This is a genomic window from Variovorax sp. 3319, from assembly GCF_031456585.1.
In the GTDB taxonomy this organism is placed as follows: Bacteria; Pseudomonadota; Gammaproteobacteria; order Burkholderiales; family Burkholderiaceae_C; genus Variovorax; species Variovorax paradoxus_P.
Genome location: NZ_JAVDUZ010000003.1, coordinates 69369 through 87555, shown reverse-complemented (window position 1 = coordinate 87555; position 18187 = coordinate 69369). Strand labels below are relative to the sequence as shown.

Here is an 18187-nt window from a genome sequence, read left to right as displayed (position 1 = left end):
TGGAGAACACATGGCGTCCGCCTACATCATCGTCGACATGAAGGTCACCGACCCCGAGCAGTACAAGCAGTACATGGCTATTGCGCCAGACGCGGTAAAGGCGGCGGGCGGCGAGTACCTCGTGCGCGGCGGCCAGTTCGAAACCCTTGAAGGCAACTGGCAGCCCGCACGCATCGCCATGCTGCGCTTTCCCAGCTATGAGAAGGCCAAGGCTTTCTACGACGACGAGTTGTACCGTGCCGCGCGCGCCAAACGCGCCGGAACGACCGAATTCTTCAATATGGTTCTGGTCGAGGGCGTTTCCGCCCCGGTCTGAGATTCAGTTCAAAACGAAAGGCAATAAGTGAGTGCAATCGTAGACATCGTCGGCCGCGAAATTCTCGACAGCCGCGGCAATCCCACAGTCGAGTGCGACGTGCTGCTCGAATCGGGCACCATGGGCCGCGCGGCTGTGCCCTCGGGCGCATCGACCGGTTCGCGTGAAGCCATCGAGCTGCGCGACGGCGACAAGAAGCGCTATCTCGGCAAGGGTGTGCTCAAGGCGGTGGAGAACATCAACACCGAAATCTCGGAATCCGTGCTCGGCCTCGATGCCAGCGAGCAGGCTTTCCTCGACCGCACGATGATCGACCTGGACGGCACCGACAACAAGGGCCGCCTGGGCGCCAATGCGACGCTCGCCGTTTCGATGGCCGTGGCACGCGCCGCGGCCGAAGAGTCGGGCCTGCCGCTGTACCGCTACTTCGGCGGCATGGGCGGCATGCAACTGCCCGTGCCAATGATGAACGTCATCAACGGCGGCGCGCACGCAAACAACAGCCTCGACCTGCAAGAGTTCATGATCATCCCCGTGGGCGCGCCGAGCTTCCGCGAAGCCGTGCGCTACGGCGCCGAGGTGTTCCATGCACTCAAGAAAATTCTGGGCGACCGCGGCATCAGCACGGCGGTGGGCGACGAAGGCGGTTTTGCGCCCAGCGTCGAAAGCCATGAAGCGGCCATCCAGCTGATTCTCGAAGCCATCGACAAGGCGGGCTTCGTGGCCGGCGAGCAGATTGCGCTCGGCCTCGATTGCGCAGCCAGCGAGTTCTACAAGGACGGCAACTACGTGCTCTCCGGCGAGAACCTCACGCTCTCGGCCGGCAACTGGGCCGACATGCTGGCTACCTGGGTCGACAAGTACCCGATCATCAGCATTGAAGACGGCATGCACGAAGGCGACTGGGACGGCTGGAAGCTGCTCACCGACCGCCTCGGCAAACGCGTGCAGCTGGTGGGCGACGACCTGTTCGTTACCAACACCAAGATCCTGCAGGAAGGCATCGACAAGGGCATTGCCAATTCGATCCTGATCAAGATCAACCAGATCGGCACGCTCACCGAAACCTTCGCGGCCATCGAAATGGCCAAGCGCGCGGGCTACACCGCCGTCATTTCGCACCGCTCGGGCGAAACCGAAGACAGCACCATTGCCGACATTGCCGTGGGCACCAACGCGGGCCAGATCAAGACCGGTTCGCTCTCGCGCTCCGACCGCATCGCCAAGTACAACCAGCTGCTGCGCATCGAAGAAGACCTGGGCGACATCGCCAGCTACCCCGGCCGCGGCGCGTTCTACAACCTGAAGTAGCGCCCGGCTCCGCGGCATGCGCTCGCGCCTCGTTCCACCCATCGTGCTGTTGCTGCTGCTGGTCGTCCTGCAGTGGCAGCTGTGGAACGGGCGCGGCAGCGTGCGCGACGTGTCGCAGCTGCAGACCAAGCTGGCTGCGCAGAAAGAGGCCAACGCCAAGGCCGCCGTCACCAACGAGCGGCTGGCCTCCGAGGTCAACGATCTCAAGGTCGGCCTTGAAATGGTCGAAGAGCGAGCGCGGCAAGAATTGGGCATGGTCAAGCCCAACGAAGTGTTCGTTCAAGTCACACACTGAACATGGTCCTGGCCCCCACGCTCGGCACTGCGTGTCCTCACTGCCCCCCAAGGGGGCCGCTCGCGCCTTGGGGCGGCCCGGCGGCGCTCGGCGCCTGACGTCCTGATGCCCGAGTTCTTCTCGGCCCCCGCCTTCGCGCTCTGGGGCTCACCAGTCAGCTGGCTCGAACTCCTGGCTGCCGTGCTGGCGCTGGCCATGGTCGGCTGCAACATGCGCGAAATCCATTGGGGCTGGCCGCTCGCAATCATCAGCTCGCTGCTTTACGTGGCCGTGTTTGCAGAGGCGCGCATCTACGGCGATGCCTCGCTCCAGGTGTTCTTCGCGCTCGTCGCGTTCTGGGGCTGGTTTCAATGGCTTCGGGGCCATCGGGCTGACGGCAGTGCACTGCAGGTCAGCCGGCTTTCGCCGCGTGGCATTGCGTTTGCGCTGTTGGCCTGCGCCGTGGCATGGCCCGCGGTCGCCCTCTTCCTGCACCGCTTCACCGACAGCGACGTGCCCTGGTGGGATGGTTTTTCGACCGGCCTCAGCCTTGTCGGCCAGTTTCTGCTTGGACGCAAGTTCATCGAGAACTGGCTGGTGTGGCTGGCGGTAAACATCGTGAGCGTGGGCCTGTTCGTCCACAAGGGCCTGTGGCTCACGGTGGGGCTGTATGCGGTGTTCGCTGTGCTCAGCGTGGCGGGTTTTGTTGCGTGGCGCTCGCGCATGCAGAGCAAGGCTGCGCGCGCATGACGCCCACGCTGCCCACAGGCTGCGTCATTGCGCTGCTCGGCGCCGAGAGCACAGGCAAGACCGAACTCGCCCGCGCGCTCACGCAGCGCCTGCAAGAACGCGGCATTGCCGCCACGCTCGTGACCGAGTACCTGCGCGAGTGGTGCGAGCGCGAAGGTCGCACGCCTCGCCCCGACGAGCAACGCGCCATCGCCGATGAGCAAACCCGTCGTATTGAAGCCGCAGCCGCCTCGGGGGTGGTGGTGGCAGACACCACCGCGCTCATGACCGCGGTGTACAGCGACCAGCTGTTCGGCGACACCTCCCTTTACGCCGATGCGCTCGCCGCACAGCGCCGCTATGCGATCACGCTGCTTACTGCGCTCGACATTCCTTGGGTTGCCGACGCATTGCGCGACGGCGACCACGCGCGCGAGCCGACGGACACGCTGGTGCGTGCGGCGCTTTCTGGCGCCGGGCTCTCATTCGCCGTAGTGCATGGCACCGGCGGCGAACGGCTCTCCAATGCATGGAACGCCATCAACTCGATAGCCGGCAACGAAGGCCAGGCCCGGGCACGGGGAAGCCGCGGCGACGCGAAACCCACCTCCTGGTCATGGCCTTGCGAGAAATGTTCCGACCCGGAATGCGAACATCGTCTGTTCAGCGACCTGCTCGGCCGCCGCGACAACCCGCCAAACCCTCGTTCGGAGATTTGATGTTCCCGCCTCGCATTTCGCGTCTCGCCTGTCTTGTTCATCTGCTTGGCTCCGCGCTCCTGCTGGCCGGCACCGCGACAGCCGCACCGGTTGCGGCCACAGTGGAAAACGCCACGACAACCACTGCCTGTGCCGAGGAAGACAACGTCTCGCTGGTGCTGCGGGGCGAAGGCATCCGGCGCATGCGCATCGAGGCGCTGCAGCCTGCGTATCTGGGCAGCATTGGCAACGACGTCACCGCGCCCGACTTTTCAGGCTGCAACTTCGACGGCGGCGCCCACCCCACCGATCCCGCGCACAAGTTCAAGCCGCGCCGGGTGGTGCTTCTCGACGACGCGCAGTGGCGCATCGTCGGCATGACGCTGCCCAGCTTCTGGCGACCGCAGCAGGTGCCGGTGCGCGTGGGCGCCCGCACCGACCGCGGCTTTCATCTGCTGCAGATCTTCCGCAAGGAAGAAGGCAAGGTGCTCGAGGCATTGGTGCTCTACCCCGCCGACGGCTACTGGCGCATCAAGCCGCTGCCGGAAGCACGCTTTGGCGACGGCGTGTACGGCTCTTCGTTCCTGCTCGGCCCGGTCGAGCAAGGCAGCCGGCCGGTGGTCGACATTGCGTCGATCCGCATCGTGCCAAAGCCGATGGCGATCCACCTGCGCTTTGCAAGGGGCGGCAGCGCCGTGGCCAAGCTGTCTGAAATCAGCCGCACGCGTACGGCGCTCGACGTCAGCCTTTCCTCGCCGACCACAGATGCGCGGCCCTTTGCAGTGCTGCGGTCGATGTACGTGGCCCCGGACAACGCCGACGTGAGTGAAGTGCGCTGGCAGGAATCGCCCGACGCCGCGGAGCAGGTGCTGCCCCTGCCGGACGTGAAGACACTGAGCGGCACGCAGATGCGCTTTGGGCGCAGCCTGCCTTCGCGGCACAACACGAGCGCACCCGATATCTCATTCGGCGGCTTCGACGACGCCGTTCCGCGCTGAGCGGACGCTACAAAGACCGGCGAGCGCTATTGCACCACGGGGCTCGCGGGCACCTGGTCGCCGGGCGGCGTGAAAATCTGCGCCGTGTCGACCGCATCGAAGCGGTATTGCTTGCCGCAGAAGTCGCAACCCACTTCGATGTCGCCGCGCTCGGCCAGAATTTCTTCGGCCTCTTGCACCCCCAACCCGCGGATCATCTGCGCCACGCGTTCGCGGCCGCATGTGCAGGCAAAGTGCGGGCCGAGCAAGCCCATCTGCGGCTCGAAGCGCAGCAATTTTTCTTCCCAGAACAAGCGCCGAAGAATGGTCTCGACGTCCAGCGTCAACAGTTCGTCGCGCGTCAGGGTCGATGCAAGAATGGAGATGCGGTTGTAGTCTTCGTTGCGGCCGATCTCGTCTTCATTCGCCTGGTCGTGGTCTTTGCCGGAAGTACCGCTCGACGAGCCTTCGAGGTTGCCCTCGCCCTTTACCGGGAGGCGCTGAATCAGGAGGCCCGCTGCCACCTTGTCGTCTGCCGCGAGCACCAGCGTGGTGTCCAGCTGCTCGCTTTGCAGCATGTAGTGCTGCAGCACGTCGCTCAGCTTGCCGAGCTTCTCGCCATCGTCGTCGAAGAGCGGCACCACACCCTGGTAGGGCGTGGTGCCCGGCAGCTTGTCCTTCGGGTCGAGGGTGATCGCGCAGCGGCCCTTGTTGTTCTCGTTGACCATGTCGGGCAGGCGCGCGTCGGCCGGCAGATCGCCGATGACCTTGGCGGTGGCACGCAGGCTCAAGTCGGGCTTGGCTTCGGCCACGGCGACCTTGACCGGGCCGTCGCCGAAGATCTGCAGGATCAACGAGCCGTTGAACTTGATGTTGGCCTGCATCAGCGTGGCCGCGGCGGTCATTTCGCCGAGCAGTTCGGCCACGGGCGGCGGATAGGCGCCGGTGGTGGTGTTGGAGGCGCGCCGCGCCAGGATTTCCTGCCACGCATCTGTCAGGCGCACGATCACGCCGCGCACCGGCAGGCCATCGAACAGGAATTTGTGCAGCTCGCTCAAAACGGATTTCTTTCAGTTGTGCCTGAATGGAATCAGGCGATTTTCTTCAAGCCCTTCGCATAGCGAACGGCGTTCTGTACGTAGTGGTCGGAGCCGTGGCGCAAGCGGGCGGCGTCTTCGTCGCTGATCGTGCGCATGACCTTGGCGGGCGAACCGAAGATCAGCGAGTTGTCCGGAAACTCCTTGCCCTCTGTCACCACGCTGCCGGCGCCGACAATCGAGTTGCGGCCGATCTTGGCGTTATTCAAGACCACGGCCTGGATGCCGATCAGCGAGTTGTCGCCGATGGTGCAGCCGTGCAGCATGACCTGGTGGCCAATGGTGACGTTCTCGCCGATGGTCAGGGGGCTGCCTGGGTCCGAATGCAACATCGACATGTCCTGCACGTTGCTGTTGCGGCCGATGGTCATCGTCTCGTTGTCGCCGCGCAGCACCGCGCCAAACCAGATGCTCGCGTTTTCACCCAACTTCACGTTGCCGATCACTTCCGCGCTGTCGGCCACCCATGCACCGGTGCCGAGTTGCGGCGCAACGCCGTCGAGTTCATAAAGGGCCATCGTGGAGTCTCCGGGGGCAAAAACTAGAATTGTAGGGATGCACCCCCGATTGAGCGCGCTGGCCGCACTGCGACTGGCCGACCCCGAAGCCAAGGTTGCCGCGACTCGCGCCGTTGCTGCGCTGGCAGCTACCGATTCCATAGCAATTGAACCCCTGCGAGCCGAAGGGGACGATGTCGGCGTGCCGGGCCGCCCCGAAAAGCCGGTGCGCGTGGCCGCCACTGCCGTGCAGAAGCGGTCGCCCTTCACGCCCGAAGGCCGCGCCGCGCTGATCCATTCAATCTGCCACATCGAGTTCAACGCCATCAACCTGGCACTCGATGCCGTGTGGCGCTACGACGGCATGCCCGAGGCCTACTACCGCGACTGGCTGCGCGTGGCCGATGAAGAGGCGCAGCACTTCACGCTGTTGCACGCCCACCTGCAGGGCATGGGCTACCGCTATGGCGACTTTCCGGGCCACGACGGACTCTGGAGCATGTGCGAAAAAACCAGGAGCGACGTGCTCGCGCGCATGGCGCTGGTGCCGCGCACGCTCGAGGCGCGCGGGCTCGACGCCACGCCGCTCATCCAGGCAAAGCTCAAGCGCGTCAATACGCCCGATGCACTGCGCGCGGTCGAGATTCTCGACATCATCCTGCGCGACGAGGTTGGCCATGTTGCGATCGGCAACCGTTGGTACCGTTGGCTTTGCGAGCGCGCCGGCCGCGACCCCGAGCAGACCTACCCGGAGCTCGTGGCGCAATACGAAGCACCGCGCCTGAAGCCGCCCTTCAACTTCGAAGCACGCGAACGCGCCGGCTTCAGCGCCGAAGAAATGCGCGCGCTCTCGGCCGGCAGCAAGGCTGAATAGAAGCAGGCCTACGCAGGCCTGGCGTGCACCACCAGCTTGGGCGTGAAGTACTGGAGCACTTCGCCGCGCTGGTTGAGCGTGCGGCAGCGCATCGTCACCATTGCCCGACCCGGCTTGGAGCGCGAGGGGGTGATGTCCAGCACCTCGCTCACCACATGCAGCACATCGCCAGGCCGCGTCGGCTTGGGCCACTGAAGCTCGCCGCCCGACCCAATGATGCCTTCGGCCAGCGGAATGCCGCTTTCCACCAACAGCTTCATCGTGAGCGCAGCCGTGTGCCAGCCGCTTGCCGCAAGGCCACCGAAGAAGGTGCTCTTTGCGGCCTCTTCGTCGGTGTGGAAAGGCTGCGGATCGAACTGAAGCGCAAACGCCTTGATCTGCGCTGCGTCCAGCGTGTGCTCACCGCTCTGGAAACGATCGCCGACCGACAGGTCTTCGAGATACAACGCGCGCTCGGCGCCGGTGTGGTCAGGGAGTGCCGCCATGAGGGTTCCTTGTAGTGCCTGCGCGCATTTTCAACCTTCAGATGCGCTCGAGGATGGTGGCAATGCCCTGCCCGCCACCAATGCATTGCGTGGCCAGCGCGTAGCGGCCCTTCTCGCGCGCCAGCAGGGCCGCCGCCTTGCCCGTGATGCGCGCACCGGTGGCACCCAGCGGATGGCCGATGGCCAGCCCGCCGCCGTCGAGATTGACCTTTGCCGGATCGAGCCCCAGGTCTCTGATGCAGGCCAGCGCCTGCGACGAGAAGGCTTCGTTGAGTTCGATCACGTCGAGATCGGCGGCCGAGAGGCCCGCGCGGGCCAGCGCCTTGCGCGTTGCGGGGATCGGGCCAATGCCCATGATGGCCGGATCCACACCCACCGTTGCAAAAGACTTGATGCGGGCAAGCGGCTGCAGGTTGTGCCTTGCCGCAAAGGCATCGCTGGTAACAAGCACCACCGCCGCGCCATCGGTGAGCGGCGAAGAGGTGCCGGCCGTTACCACGCCATCGGGGCGGAACGCCGGCTTCAGGCCCGCCAGCGCCTCGGCCGAGGTGGTCGGCCGAATGCAGCCGTCGGCATCGACAACGTCGCCGGATGCGAGCCGCACCGGCACGATCTCTCCTGCCAGGCGGCCCTCGGCGCGCGCGGCTGCAGCCTTGCGGTGCGATTCGACGGCAAAGGCCTCCTGGTCGGCGCGGCTCACGTTCCAGCGCTGTGCCACGTTTTCGGCGGTCTCGCCCATCGAGATATAGGCGTCGGTGCTTTCCTTCAGTTCGGGGTTGGGCGAAAAATTGAAGCCGCCCTGCGGCACCATGGTCATCGACTCCACGCCAACGCACAGGAAAGCCTCGCCCATGCCCGCCTCGATCTGCGCCGCGGCAATGTGCACCGCCTGCATGGACGAGCCGCAAAAGCGGTTCACCGTCATGCCACCCACCTCGTGCGGCAGCCCCGCGAGCAACCCGACGATGCGCGCGAGGTTGTTGCCCTGCGAGGCTTCGGGGTAGGCGCAGCCAAGCACGATGTCCTCGAGCACCGCGGGGTCGAGATCGGTGCGCTGCAGCAGGCCGCCCACCACGCCGGCGGCGAGCGTGTCGGGGCGAACCTCTGCGAGCGCGCCCTTCTTGGCAAAGTGGAACGGCGAGCGGGCGTAGGCGGAAATGACGGCTTTCATGGAGATGTTCCTTTACGGTAAAGCTACCATCCAGTCGGTAGGCAACAAGATCAAAAAATAGGCACACCGATGCGTGCCAGCGATACCGCCCGCAGTCAGCCGGGCAATGAACTCCTGAGGTGCGCAATGGCTTCGTCGAAGTCTTCGGCGCGCCCGGTCATGCGCGATGCAAGCAGCGCGCCCTGGCAGACCGAAAACACATAGGCAGCCAGCGATGCGACCGGCACGCTCTTTTCCTGCGTGGCCGGCGCCAGTGCGCCCAGCACGCCGGTGAGCCACAGCACCTGGGTGTTGCGCAACTCCTGGACGGCCTGGCGCAACTCTTCATTGATGCAGTCCCAGCCAGGCGTCAGCGCCCCTGCGGGACACATGCCCGAACCCGCCTTGAGCGTGTTGCGGTACATGCGGAAATAGGATTCGAGCGCGTCCTTGGGCGTGCGCACCCGCGCCGCGTCCCAGGCCTTGAAGAGCTGGGTGGCTTCGCGGATGACCGCAATGCCCAGCGCTTCCTTGGTGGGAAAGTGGTGGTACAGGCTCGCCTTGCGAATGCCGATTGCATCGGCCACGTCCTGGAAGCTGAAGCCCAGGTACGAGCGCGTTTCAATCAGCGAACGCGCCACCGCAAGAATCTGCTCGCGGGTGCTGCCGGTGGCAAGTGCGGTGGCGGTGGACATCTACCTACTATAAGGTAGGGTGCGGCGGGCCTGCAAGCAGCAGGGTCAATCGGCCTTGATGTTCGCCGCCTTGATGATCCGGCCATTGCTCTCGAACTCCGAGGCAATTTCCTTTGCAAACGCGGCGGAGGTGCCGCCGGTCGGCACATTGTCGGTGGCGGTGAGCTTGGCGCGCAGCTCGGGGCTGGCCAGCGCCTTGTTGATCTCGGCGTTGTATTTTGCAATCAGCGCGGGCGGCGTTGCGGCAGGCGCGAACACACCGAACAGCGAGTTGATGTTTGCGGCGTTGTAGCCCAGCTCGCCCAGCGTGGGCACCTGCGGCAGGCTCTCCAGCCGCGCGGGCGCGCCCACCGCAAGCGGACGCAGCTTGCCCGACTGGATGTGCGAAGAAAGCGTGGGACTCGCGTTGGTCGACAGAATTTCGAACTGCCCGCCCAGCGCATCGTTGAGCTGCTGGCCGCCACCCTTGTAGGGCACGTGCGTAATGTCGACTCCCGCGGCCGCCCTTACCTGCTCGAGCACGATGTGGCCGAGCGAGGCCGGGCCCGAAGTGGCCCAGCGCACCGCACCCGGCTGCGCCTTGGCATCGGCAATGAGCGCACGAAAGTCCTTCGACTTGCTGGCCGGCGTGGCAATCAGCAGCACGGGCGAATACATCACGCTTGCCACGGGCGCGATGTCTTTCTGCGCATCGAAAGGCAGCTTGCCCAGGTGCGGGCTCAGCACCAGCGGGCTGATGGCCGAGAAGCCCAGCGTTGCACCGTCGGGCGCGGCCTTGGCGACGGCGTCCATGCCGATGGCGCCGCTCGCACCGGCGCGGTTGTCGACGACAACCGTGGTGCCCAGCTGCGCGGCGAGCCTGTCGCCGAGCGCACGCGCGACCACGTCGCTCACGCCTCCGGCGGGGTACGCCACGATGAGGCGGACGGTCTTGGGGATGGTTTGTGCCTGCGCGCCGGCTGCAGCGCAGAGTGCGGCGGCGGCGGCGAGCAGCCATGAAGGCTTGAATGACGAGAAATGCATGTCGGTCACGGTAACGGTAGCGGTCAATGTCGCGGGAAAGAGATTCAGTCGAGTTGCAGCTTGCGCTCGCGGATGAGCTTGGACCACTTCTCATTGTCGGCCTTGACGAAAGCCGCAAACTCGGCCGGCCCGAGCGGATGCACCTCGGCGCCCGCGGTCGCGAACTTGGCCTTGACGTCTGGCTGGGCCAGCACGCGGGCCAGTTCGTTCGAAAGCCGCTCGACCACGTCCTTGGGCATGCTGGCCGGCCCCACCAGGCCCTGGAAGCCGACGGACTCCATGCCGGCAAGACCCAGTTCCTTCACGGTCGGCACGTCGGGCAATTGCGGATCGCGCACCGGCCCGGTTACCGCCAGCGCTTTCAGCTTGCCGCCCTTCACCTGCGGCAGCAGCACACTGCCTGCGTCTATGAGGATCTGCGTCTGCCCGCCGAGCAGGTCTTGCACCGCGGGTGCGCTGCCTTTGTAGGGCACGTGGGTCATGTCCAGGCCCGTTACCTGGTTCATCAGTTCGCCATTCAGGTGCGTCGAGGTGCCGTTGCCGCCCGAGGCAAAGTTGACCTTGCCCGGCTGCCCCTTGGCCCAGGCGACGAAGTCCTTGAGGTTCTTTGCCGGATGGTCCGGCCGCGTCACCGCGATGTAGCTGCCCTGGCTGATCTGGCCGATGTAGGTGAACTGCCTGACCGGGTCATACGGCGGCTTGCTTTGCAGGTACGGTGCAATGGCGAAGGGCCCGGTGTTGGCCAGCAGCAGCGTGTAGCCGTCGGCCGGCTGGCGCGTGAGCTCGGTGGCCGCGATCATGCCGCTTGCGCCGGGCTTGTAGTCGACCACCAGTTGCTGCTTGAGGGCCTCTTGCAGCGGCACCTGCACCGTGCGCGCCGCAAAGTCGATGCCGCCGCCCGGCGGGTAGCCCACGATCAGCCGGATGGGCTTGGCAGTGGGAAAGGCTTGCGCCGCTGCAAGGCCGGCTGCTGCAGCCAGCGCCAGGCCTGCGCAGAGTTTTTTCTTGAAGTTCATGGTTCTGTCTCCTCGGATGAATCAGCAATTCTGAAGCAGCCGCGCCAAGGTCATCGCGTTGCCAACGGCCTCGCCGCCCGCTGTGTTGTCGAAGATGCACCAGCACTCGGCACCATCGGCCTGCGCCAGTCGAAGCCGCGAGGCAAGCCGTTCGAGCACCGCATCGTCGTAGGCAGACCAGTAGCGCCGCGGCGACCCATGCAGCCGCAGATAGACCAGGCCGGGCCAACCGCCGGGTGCGGCCGCCTCGTCGAACAGCACCGGGTCGGCCAGCACGCGCGCAACGTGCAGTCGCGACAGCAACGACTCCGCTTGCGGCACAAACCAGCTGCGATGCCGAGGCTCGAGCGCTACCGGTCCCTCGTGCCGGCGCCGCACGGCCGAGAGAAAGCGCTTCACCGTAGCGGCATCGAACCCAAGGCTGGGCGGAAGCTGCACCACCAGGCAGCCCAGCTTGGCACCGAGTCCATCGACTTGCGCAACGAACGCTTCGAACTCGGGCATCGCGTCGACGAGCCGTTTTTCATGCGTAATGGATTGCGGCAGCTTGACCGCAAAGCGAAAGCCGTCGGGCGTGCTCGCAGCCCATCGCTCATAGGTTTCGCGCCGGTGCGGCCGGTAGAACGACGTGTCGATTTCCGCCACGTCGAAGCGCTGCGCATAGCGCTCCAGGTGCGAGCCTTCGGACGGAAACTCCGGCCACAGGTCGCGCGGCAGGCTCCAGCCGGCGCAACCTGTGCGGAGCGACGGCAGCGGCATCGTGCGGATCATTCGCCCGGTCCTCAGCCCCGTGGATGATGTTGGGAATGCAGTTGCTTGAGCCGCTCGCGCGCCACGTGCGTGTAGATGGTGGTCGTCGAAATATCGGCATGGCCCAGCAACAGCTGCACCGCGCGCAAGTCGGCGCCATGGTTCAGCAGATGCGTGGCGAAAGCGTGGCGCAGGGTATGCGGCGACAACGGCACGTGAATGCCGGCTGCGGCTGCCTGCTTCTTCACAATCACCCAGAACATCACGCGCGTCATGCCTGCGCCGCGCGAAGTCACAAACAGGTCGGGCGTCTGCTGCCCATCGAGAATGGCGGGGCGCGACTCCTCGAGGTAGCGCTCTATCCACCGCCGCGCCTCCCCGCCGAACGGCACCAGGCGCTCCTTGTTGCCCTTGCCAAGCACGCGCAGCACGCCGTCGTTCAGGCTCATGTCGATGGCCTTGAGCGCGACGAGCTCGCTCACGCGCAACCCGCTCGCATACATCAGCTCGAGCATGGCGCGGTCGCGCAGCCCGAGCGGCGTTTCCACGTCGGGCGCGGCCAGCAGATCGTCCACCTGCTTTTCCGACAGGGTCTTGATGGCACGCGGCATTTGCCGCGCCGGCGCGAGGCGCAGGCTCGGGTCGGCCACGATGCGCCGCTCCCGCAGTGCCCAGCGGTAGTAGCGCTTGAACACGGTGAGCCGCCGGTTGGCCGAAGTGGCCTTGCCCTTGGTGGAAAGCCGCACGCCCATGTAGGCCTGCAGGTCGTTTTCCTTGGCGGTGTCGAGCGCCGCGCCGCTGCGCTCCTTGCGGAGCCATTGCGCGAACAGTGCCAGGTCGCGCCGGTAGGCAGCCAGCGTGTTCTTCGACAGTCCGTCCTCGAGCCAAAGGGCATCGATGAAATCGTCGATCTCGGGAGTTTGTGGGGCGGCGGCCTCTGTCATGCGTTGCAAGATAGCAAAAAGAAAAAAGCCGCCCGGTTGCGGGCGGCTTTGCTCCGGTAAAACAGATCAGTCGAGCTTCAGCTTCTGCTTGACCACCACTTGCTTGTAGACGTCGTATTCGGCCTTGATCTGCGCGGCGAACTGCTCGGGTGTGTTGGCCACGATGAGCGAACCCGTGTCTTCGATGCGCTTCTTCACGGCCGGATCTTCCACCGCCTTCTTCACGCCCGCGCTGATCTTGTCGACCACTTCCTTCGGCAGGCCCTTGGGGCCGAGGATGCCGTAGTAGGCCATGCGGTTGACAGGCTCCAGACCCACTTCCTTGAAGGTCGGCACGTTGGGCAACGCGGCAAGGCGCTGGGGCGCCGACACCACGATGGGAATCAGGCGGCCGCTCTGGATGAAAGGCATGGCCGACGGAATGTTGTCGAACATGATCGGCACCTGGCCCGCCACCACGTCGTTCAGCGCGGGGCCCGCGCCGCGGTAGGGAATGTGCGTGACGAAGGTGTTGGTGAGGCTCTTGTAGAGCTCCATCAGCAGGTGGCCAATGCCGCCCGTGCCCGACGAGGCGTACGAATACTTGCCGGGGTTCTTCTTGATCTCGGCCACGAATTCGGCGTAGTTCTTGGCCGGGAAGCTCGGGTTCACCGCAATGATGTTCGGGGTGGCCGCAATGTTGATGATTGGCGTGAAATCATTGACCGGGTCATACGGCACCTTGGGGTTGATGGCCGGGTTGGCCGCCGTGCTCGAAACGGTGGCAACGCCCAGCTTGTAGCCATCGGGCGTGGCGCGTGCCGTTTCTGCCGCACCCACAATGCCGCCGCCGCCAGCGCGGTTGATCACCACCACCGGCTGGCCCAGCACCTTGCCCAACGGATCGGAAATGACGCGCGCCACGATGTCGGTCGTGCCACCTGGTGCAAAGGGCACGCTCAGTTCGACCGGCTTGTTCGGATAGCCCTGCGCGAAGCTCTGGCCCGCGGCCGCGACCAGCGCGGCGGCCCCCACCATGGCGCCCCATTGACGACGTTGCATCTATAACTCCTTGATTGACTGATGTCGAAAAAGCAAAGCCCCGGATGCTAGCTGCTTCGCACGCTGGCGGTGCTGTGGATTACCCATGGCCGGCGACGGTTTATGCTCGAAGCGGTGAACTTCGCCCAGCTGCTCTTTCCGGATTTTTCGCTCATTGCCATCGGTTGGCTTCTTTGCCGCTACACCGCCCTGGACCGCCGCGTGTGGGACCAGGTCGAAAGCCTGGTGTACTACTTTCTTTTTCCGGTGCTGCTGTTCCATTCGATCGTGCGCAGCCCGCTCGATTTTGGCGCCACATCGAGCTTGCTCACGGCGGGCGTGGGTGTCGGGCTCAGCGGCATTGCGCTCGCCTACGCCCTGCCCTACGTGCCGGGCCTGCGATCGCACATAGACCGCCGCGACCACGCCGCCAGCGCGCAGATCGCATTTCGCTTCAACTCATTCATCTGCCTTGCGCTTGCCGAACGGCTCGCCGGTCCGCAGGGCCTGCTGCTGATTGCGGTGCTGATCGGCGTGTGCGTGCCGATGTTCAATATTGCTGCCGTGTGGCCCATGGCTCGGCATGCGCAGTCCGGCTTTGCGCGGCAGCTGGTGCGCAATCCGCTGATCGTCGCCACGGTGGCGGGTCTGCTGGCCAATCTGCTGGGCTTCACCGTTCCGGGCTGGGCCACGCCAACGCTCACGCGCATCGGCGCCGCATCGCTTGCGCTCGGCCTCCTGGCAGCGGGTGCGGGCATGCAGTTCGCCACCTTGGGGCGCGGCAAGGTGCTGGCGGTTTCGGTGTTGTCGATTCGGCACCTGCTGCTGCCGCTGGTCGCCTGGGGCCTGTCTCATGCGCTGCGGCTCGACGCAACGCAGGCTTCCGTGCTGATGGCGTTTTCCGCCGTACCCACGGCCTCGAGTGCCTATGTGCTCGCGGCGCGCATGGGCTACAACGGGCCCTATGTGGCCGGGCTGGTGACCCTCTCCACGCTGCTGGGCGTGGCAAGCCTGCCGTTTGCGCTGGCGCTGCCGCGCTAGGGCTTTTTCGCTGCCTCGGGGCGCTGTGCCAGCGCCCAGGCCACGTGCTCCCGCACCAGTTCGCTCGCATCCGCCGCCCGCATGGCAAGCGCCTCTGCGGCACCGCTCTCGTCGGCGCGAAGCGCGTTGCCCAAGGCCACGGCAATGTTGCGCAGCCACCGTTCGTGGCCAATGCGGCGGATCGGGCTGCCTTCGGTGTAGCGCAGAAACTCTTCTTCGGTCCAGGCAAAGAGCGAGGCCAGCGCCTGCCCCGTGAGTCCTTCGCGCGCATCGAAGTCGGGCAGCGCGCTTTTCTTTGCAAACTTGTTCCAGGGGCAGATCAACTGGCAGTCGTCGCACCCGTAGATGCGGTTGGCCATCAACGGCCGCAGCTCCAGCGGAATCGGCCCGCCGTGCTCGATGGTGAGGTACGAAATGCAGCGCCGCGCGTCCAGCCGGTGCGGCGCGATGATGGCCTTTGTCGGGCACACGTCGATGCAGGCGCTGCAGCTGCCGCAATGTGCGGTGACGGGCTCGCTCTCGGGCAACGCCATGTCGACGTAGATCTCGCCAAGAAAAAACATCGAACCCGCGCTGCGGTCCAGCACCAGCGTGTGCTTGCCGCGCCAGCCCTGGCCGCTGCGCGATGCGAGCTCGGCCTCGAGCACAGGGGCCGAATCGGTGAAGGTGCGATGCCCGAATGGGCCGACCTCTTCGGCAATGCGTTCGGCCAGCCTGGCGAGCCGTGCGCGAAGCACCTTGTGATAGTCGCGGCCACGCGCATAGACGGAGACGATGGCCTCGCCGGGCCGCGCGAGACGATCGAACTCGACGGCCTGCCAGTCGTCCAGCTGCGTGCCCCGTGGCAGGTAGTCCATGCGCGCGGTAATCACGCTCACCGTGCCCGGCACCAGTTCGGCGGGCCTCGCGCGGCGCGTGCCGTGCGTTGCCATGTATTTCATCTCGCCATGGAACCCATGGGCCAGCCACTGCATCAGACCTTCCTCGGCGCTCGATAAATCGACGCCCGCGATTCCGATTTGGGAGAATCCGAGTTCCCGGGCCAATGCCTGAATACGAGCAACGAGTGGATGGCTGACGATCACTTGCCGATTGTAGAAACGCCGAAGAACGCCGGCCGCACACTGCGCTGGCGCAGCGAGGAGGACACCGACGCCTTCGCACGCGCGCTAGCCGCTGCGCCCGCTTTGCGCGACGCCTTCATTGCGCTGCATGGCGACCTTGGCGCGGGCAAGACCACCTTCGTGCGGCACCTGCTGCGCGCGCTCGGCATCCAAGGGCGCATCAAGAGCCCGACCTATGCCGTGGTCGAGCCGCACGAGGCGCCGGACGGCCTTGCCATCTTTCACTTCGATTTCTATCGCTTCAACGATCCACGCGAGTGGGACGATGCCGGTTTTCGTGACATTTTCGCGGGACCGGGCCTCAAGCTCGCCGAATGGCCCGAAAACGCTGCAGGCCGCACACCAATTGCGGACCTCGCTATTAAAATAGAAGCAATGACAGACGACACACGCAGCGTGACCCTTCTTGCCAACACCCCTCGCGGCAGCGGCCTGCTGACGCACGCCGGCGCATGAAGGCCGGCGGTCTCAAACGGCGCGTGCTGCTGCAGGGCGGCAGCATTGCGCTGATGCTCGGCGTGCACCAGATTGCGCGCGGTGCCTCCATCCTCGCCGTGCGCGTGTGGCCCGCGGCCGATTACACGCGCGTCACCATCGAGTCCGATGCGCGGCTCCACTCGCAGCAGCTGGTGGTCGGCAGCCCGCCGCGGCTGGCGGTCGACATCGAGGGCATCGATCTCAACCCCGAGCTGCGCGAGCTGGTCGGAAAGATCAAGCCGGGCGACCCCTACATCAACGGCCTGCGTGTCGGCCAGAACGCGCCGAAGGTAGTGCGCATCGTGTTCGACCTGAAGCAGGCCGTGGTGCCGCAGGTCTTTTCGCTTGCGCCAATTGCCGCGTACAAGCACCGCCTGGTGCTCGACCTCTACCCCGAAAAAGCCGTCGACCCAATGGAGGCGCTGATCACCGAGCGCCTGCGCGAAGCGCCGCGCGGCAGCACCGGCGGCAACAACGACACCACAGTGGCCACCGCTCCGTCGGTGCCGCCACCAGCCGCGCCTACCTCGCGGCTTGCGCCCGACGGCGGCCCGCCCATCCTTGTTCGGCCATCGCCCAACGTGCCCGCGCCGCGCCCCGCGCCCGGTGCCATTGCCACTCCTGCACCCGCCGCGCCTACTGCACCCGCCGCGCCTGCTGCACGGCCACCGGTCGCGGTGGCCATGCCTCCCTCCGCGCCCGCGCCCGATCCGCTCGGCGAACTCATGGCGCAACAGGCCACGCGCCCCGTCGCCGCGCCGCCGCTACCGCCTGCTGCACCGCCGCCTCCGGTGGCAGTGGCGCCTTCTCCTGCACCCGCAACGGCCTCGCGCGGTGGCGCCACCTCAAGCCGCACCGACCGCATCATCATCGTGGCGCTCGATCCCGGCCATGGTGGCGAAGACCCGGGCGCCATCGGCCCGAACGGCACGCGCGAGAAAGACATCGTGCTGCAAATCGCGCATCGCCTGCGCGATCGCATCAACGCAAGCAGCGTCGGCGGCAACCCGATGCGCGCGTTTCTCACGCGAGATGCCGACTTCTTCGTGCCGCTTGGCGTGCGCGTGCAAAAAGCGCGGCGCGTGCAGGCCGATCTCTTCGTGAGCATCCACGCCGATGCATTCACCACGCCCGCCGCGCGCGGCGCCAGCGTTTTTGCGCTGAGCCAGAGCGGTGCCTCGAGCAGCGCGGCACGCTGGCTCGCCAACAAAGAGAACGATGCCGACAAGGTGGGCGGCGTGAACGTCGGCAACCACGAAGTGCAGGTACAGCGCGCGTTGCTCGACATGAGCACCACCGCGCAGATCAACGACAGCCTCAAGCTCGGCGGCGCCATGCTCGGCGAGATACGCGGCATTGGCGCCCGGCTGCACAAACCGCAGGTCGAGCAGGCGGGCTTTGCCGTGCTCAAGGCGCCAGATATTCCAAGCGTGCTGGTCGAAACTGCGTTCATCAGCAACCCTGAAGAAGAAGCGAACCTGCGCAGCGTCAGCTACCAGGAAAGCCTCTCCGATGCGCTCATGCGCGGCATCCAGCGCTACTTTGCGCAGAACCCGCCGCTCGCGCGCAGCCGTCAGCTTTAAACCCTTGCGCGCCGCCCTGCTGTCCCACGCAGGGCGGCCCGTGGCACCGCACAGTCAGGCGCGGCAGGCTCCTACACTGGGTTCGGGCCGCTTTTGCCCATCATGA

General features: G+C 65.8%; 21 protein-coding genes. 10 read left to right on the top strand and 11 right to left on the bottom strand.

From position 1 onward, the window contains the following. Positions 1-10 precede the first annotated feature (10 nt). The 6 genes from J2X67_RS07600 (at position 11) to J2X67_RS07575 (ending at position 4326) form a co-directional block, all read left to right on the top strand. The gene (locus tag J2X67_RS07600; RefSeq protein ID WP_281146610.1) at positions 11-316 is read left to right on the top strand and encodes a DUF1330 domain-containing protein; all 306 of its coding nucleotides are present in this window, start codon (positions 11-13) and stop codon (positions 314-316) included. Between the two features lie 27 nt (positions 317-343). Beyond that, positions 344-1627, top strand: coding sequence for a phosphopyruvate hydratase (eno, locus tag J2X67_RS07595; protein ID WP_018905898.1), 1284 nt, complete (start codon positions 344-346; stop codon positions 1625-1627). 16 nt (positions 1628-1643) lie between these two features. Continuing rightward, complete coding sequence (gene ftsB, locus J2X67_RS07590; RefSeq protein WP_281146611.1) at positions 1644-1922, top strand: cell division protein FtsB; 279 nt, start codon at positions 1644-1646, stop codon at positions 1920-1922. Between the two features lie 105 nt (positions 1923-2027). Further along, positions 2028-2651 (top strand): nicotinamide riboside transporter PnuC, encoded by a 624-nt coding sequence (gene pnuC / locus J2X67_RS07585; RefSeq protein ID WP_309951919.1) that lies wholly within the window; start codon positions 2028-2030, stop codon positions 2649-2651. Continuing rightward, complete coding sequence (locus tag J2X67_RS07580) at positions 2648-3349, top strand: ATP-binding protein (RefSeq protein ID WP_309951918.1); 702 nt, start codon at positions 2648-2650, stop codon at positions 3347-3349. Before pnuC ends, J2X67_RS07580 begins: the two co-directional genes overlap by 4 nt. After that, a complete protein-coding gene (locus J2X67_RS07575; protein WP_309951917.1) occupies positions 3349-4326 on the top strand; it encodes a hypothetical protein in 978 nt (325 codons plus the stop codon). Before J2X67_RS07580 ends, J2X67_RS07575 begins: the two co-directional genes overlap by 1 nt. A 26-nt stretch (positions 4327-4352) precedes the next feature. Here J2X67_RS07575 and J2X67_RS07570 read toward each other — a convergent pair whose 3' ends face one another. Both J2X67_RS07570 and J2X67_RS07565 read right to left on the bottom strand, forming a co-directional pair. After that, complete coding sequence (locus J2X67_RS07570; protein WP_309951915.1) at positions 4353-5363, bottom strand: Hsp33 family molecular chaperone HslO; 1011 nt, start codon at positions 5361-5363, stop codon at positions 4353-4355. A gap of 32 nt (positions 5364-5395) precedes the next feature. After that, a complete protein-coding gene (locus tag J2X67_RS07565; protein WP_157614698.1) occupies positions 5396-5920 on the bottom strand; it encodes a gamma carbonic anhydrase family protein in 525 nt (174 codons plus the stop codon). Between the two features lie 37 nt (positions 5921-5957). On the opposite strand from J2X67_RS07565, the gene J2X67_RS07560 reads away from it, so the two are divergent. Then, positions 5958-6773 carry a ferritin-like domain-containing protein gene (locus J2X67_RS07560; RefSeq protein ID WP_309951914.1) on the top strand — a complete coding sequence of 272 codons (816 nt, stop codon included), beginning with the start codon at positions 5958-5960 and terminating at the stop codon, positions 6771-6773. 8 nt (positions 6774-6781) lie between these two features. Here J2X67_RS07560 and J2X67_RS07555 read toward each other — a convergent pair whose 3' ends face one another. The 8 genes from J2X67_RS07555 to J2X67_RS07520 form a co-directional block, all read right to left on the bottom strand. After that, positions 6782-7258: a MaoC family dehydratase gene (locus J2X67_RS07555; protein WP_309951913.1), complete on the bottom strand. Its 477-nt coding sequence runs from the start codon at positions 7256-7258 to the stop codon at positions 6782-6784. 37 nt (positions 7259-7295) lie between these two features. After that, entirely contained in the window at positions 7296-8429 is a 1134-nt protein-coding gene (locus tag J2X67_RS07550) for a thiolase family protein (protein ID WP_309951912.1), read from the bottom strand. A 95-nt stretch (positions 8430-8524) separates the two neighbouring features. Then, the gene (locus J2X67_RS07545) at positions 8525-9103 is read right to left on the bottom strand and encodes a TetR/AcrR family transcriptional regulator (RefSeq protein WP_309951911.1); all 579 of its coding nucleotides are present in this window, start codon (positions 9101-9103) and stop codon (positions 8525-8527) included. A 45-nt stretch (positions 9104-9148) separates the two neighbouring features. After that, entirely contained in the window at positions 9149-10126 is a 978-nt protein-coding gene (locus J2X67_RS07540; protein WP_309952504.1) for a tripartite tricarboxylate transporter substrate binding protein, read from the bottom strand. Between the two features lie 44 nt (positions 10127-10170). After that, positions 10171-11142, bottom strand: a complete 972-nt coding sequence (locus tag J2X67_RS07535; protein ID WP_309951910.1) for a tripartite tricarboxylate transporter substrate binding protein — start codon at positions 11140-11142, stop codon at positions 10171-10173. Positions 11143-11163: 21 nt separating this feature from the next. Continuing rightward, positions 11164-11913, bottom strand: coding sequence for a DUF72 domain-containing protein (locus tag J2X67_RS07530; protein ID WP_309951909.1), 750 nt, complete (start codon positions 11911-11913; stop codon positions 11164-11166). Between the two features lie 11 nt (positions 11914-11924). Continuing rightward, positions 11925-12836, bottom strand: a complete 912-nt coding sequence (xerD, locus tag J2X67_RS07525; protein ID WP_309951908.1) for a site-specific tyrosine recombinase XerD — start codon at positions 12834-12836, stop codon at positions 11925-11927. Positions 12837-12902: 66 nt separating this feature from the next. Then, a complete protein-coding gene (locus tag J2X67_RS07520; RefSeq protein ID WP_309951906.1) occupies positions 12903-13877 on the bottom strand; it encodes a tripartite tricarboxylate transporter substrate binding protein BugE in 975 nt (324 codons plus the stop codon). A gap of 102 nt (positions 13878-13979) precedes the next feature. Here J2X67_RS07520 and J2X67_RS07515 point away from each other — a divergent pair, with 102 nt between their 5' ends. Beyond that, positions 13980-14897: an AEC family transporter gene (locus J2X67_RS07515; protein ID WP_309951903.1), complete on the top strand. Its 918-nt coding sequence runs from the start codon at positions 13980-13982 to the stop codon at positions 14895-14897. Here the strand turns inward: J2X67_RS07515 and queG are convergent. Beyond that, the gene (gene queG / locus J2X67_RS07510; RefSeq protein WP_309951901.1) at positions 14894-15982 is read right to left on the bottom strand and encodes a tRNA epoxyqueuosine(34) reductase QueG; all 1089 of its coding nucleotides are present in this window, start codon (positions 15980-15982) and stop codon (positions 14894-14896) included. The two genes, J2X67_RS07515 and queG, sit on opposite strands and share 4 nt — an antisense overlap. On the opposite strand from queG, the gene tsaE reads away from it, so the two are divergent. Both tsaE and J2X67_RS07500 read left to right on the top strand, forming a co-directional pair. After that, the gene (gene tsaE / locus J2X67_RS07505) at positions 15968-16477 is read left to right on the top strand and encodes a tRNA (adenosine(37)-N6)-threonylcarbamoyltransferase complex ATPase subunit type 1 TsaE (RefSeq protein ID WP_309951900.1); all 510 of its coding nucleotides are present in this window, start codon (positions 15968-15970) and stop codon (positions 16475-16477) included. The genes queG and tsaE overlap by 15 nt on opposite strands. Beyond that, on the top strand, positions 16474-18081 hold the full coding sequence (locus tag J2X67_RS07500) for an N-acetylmuramoyl-L-alanine amidase (protein ID WP_309951898.1): 1608 nt from the start codon (positions 16474-16476) through the stop codon (positions 18079-18081). The genes tsaE and J2X67_RS07500 overlap by 4 nt, the downstream gene beginning before the upstream one ends. Positions 18082-18187 lie beyond the last annotated feature (106 nt).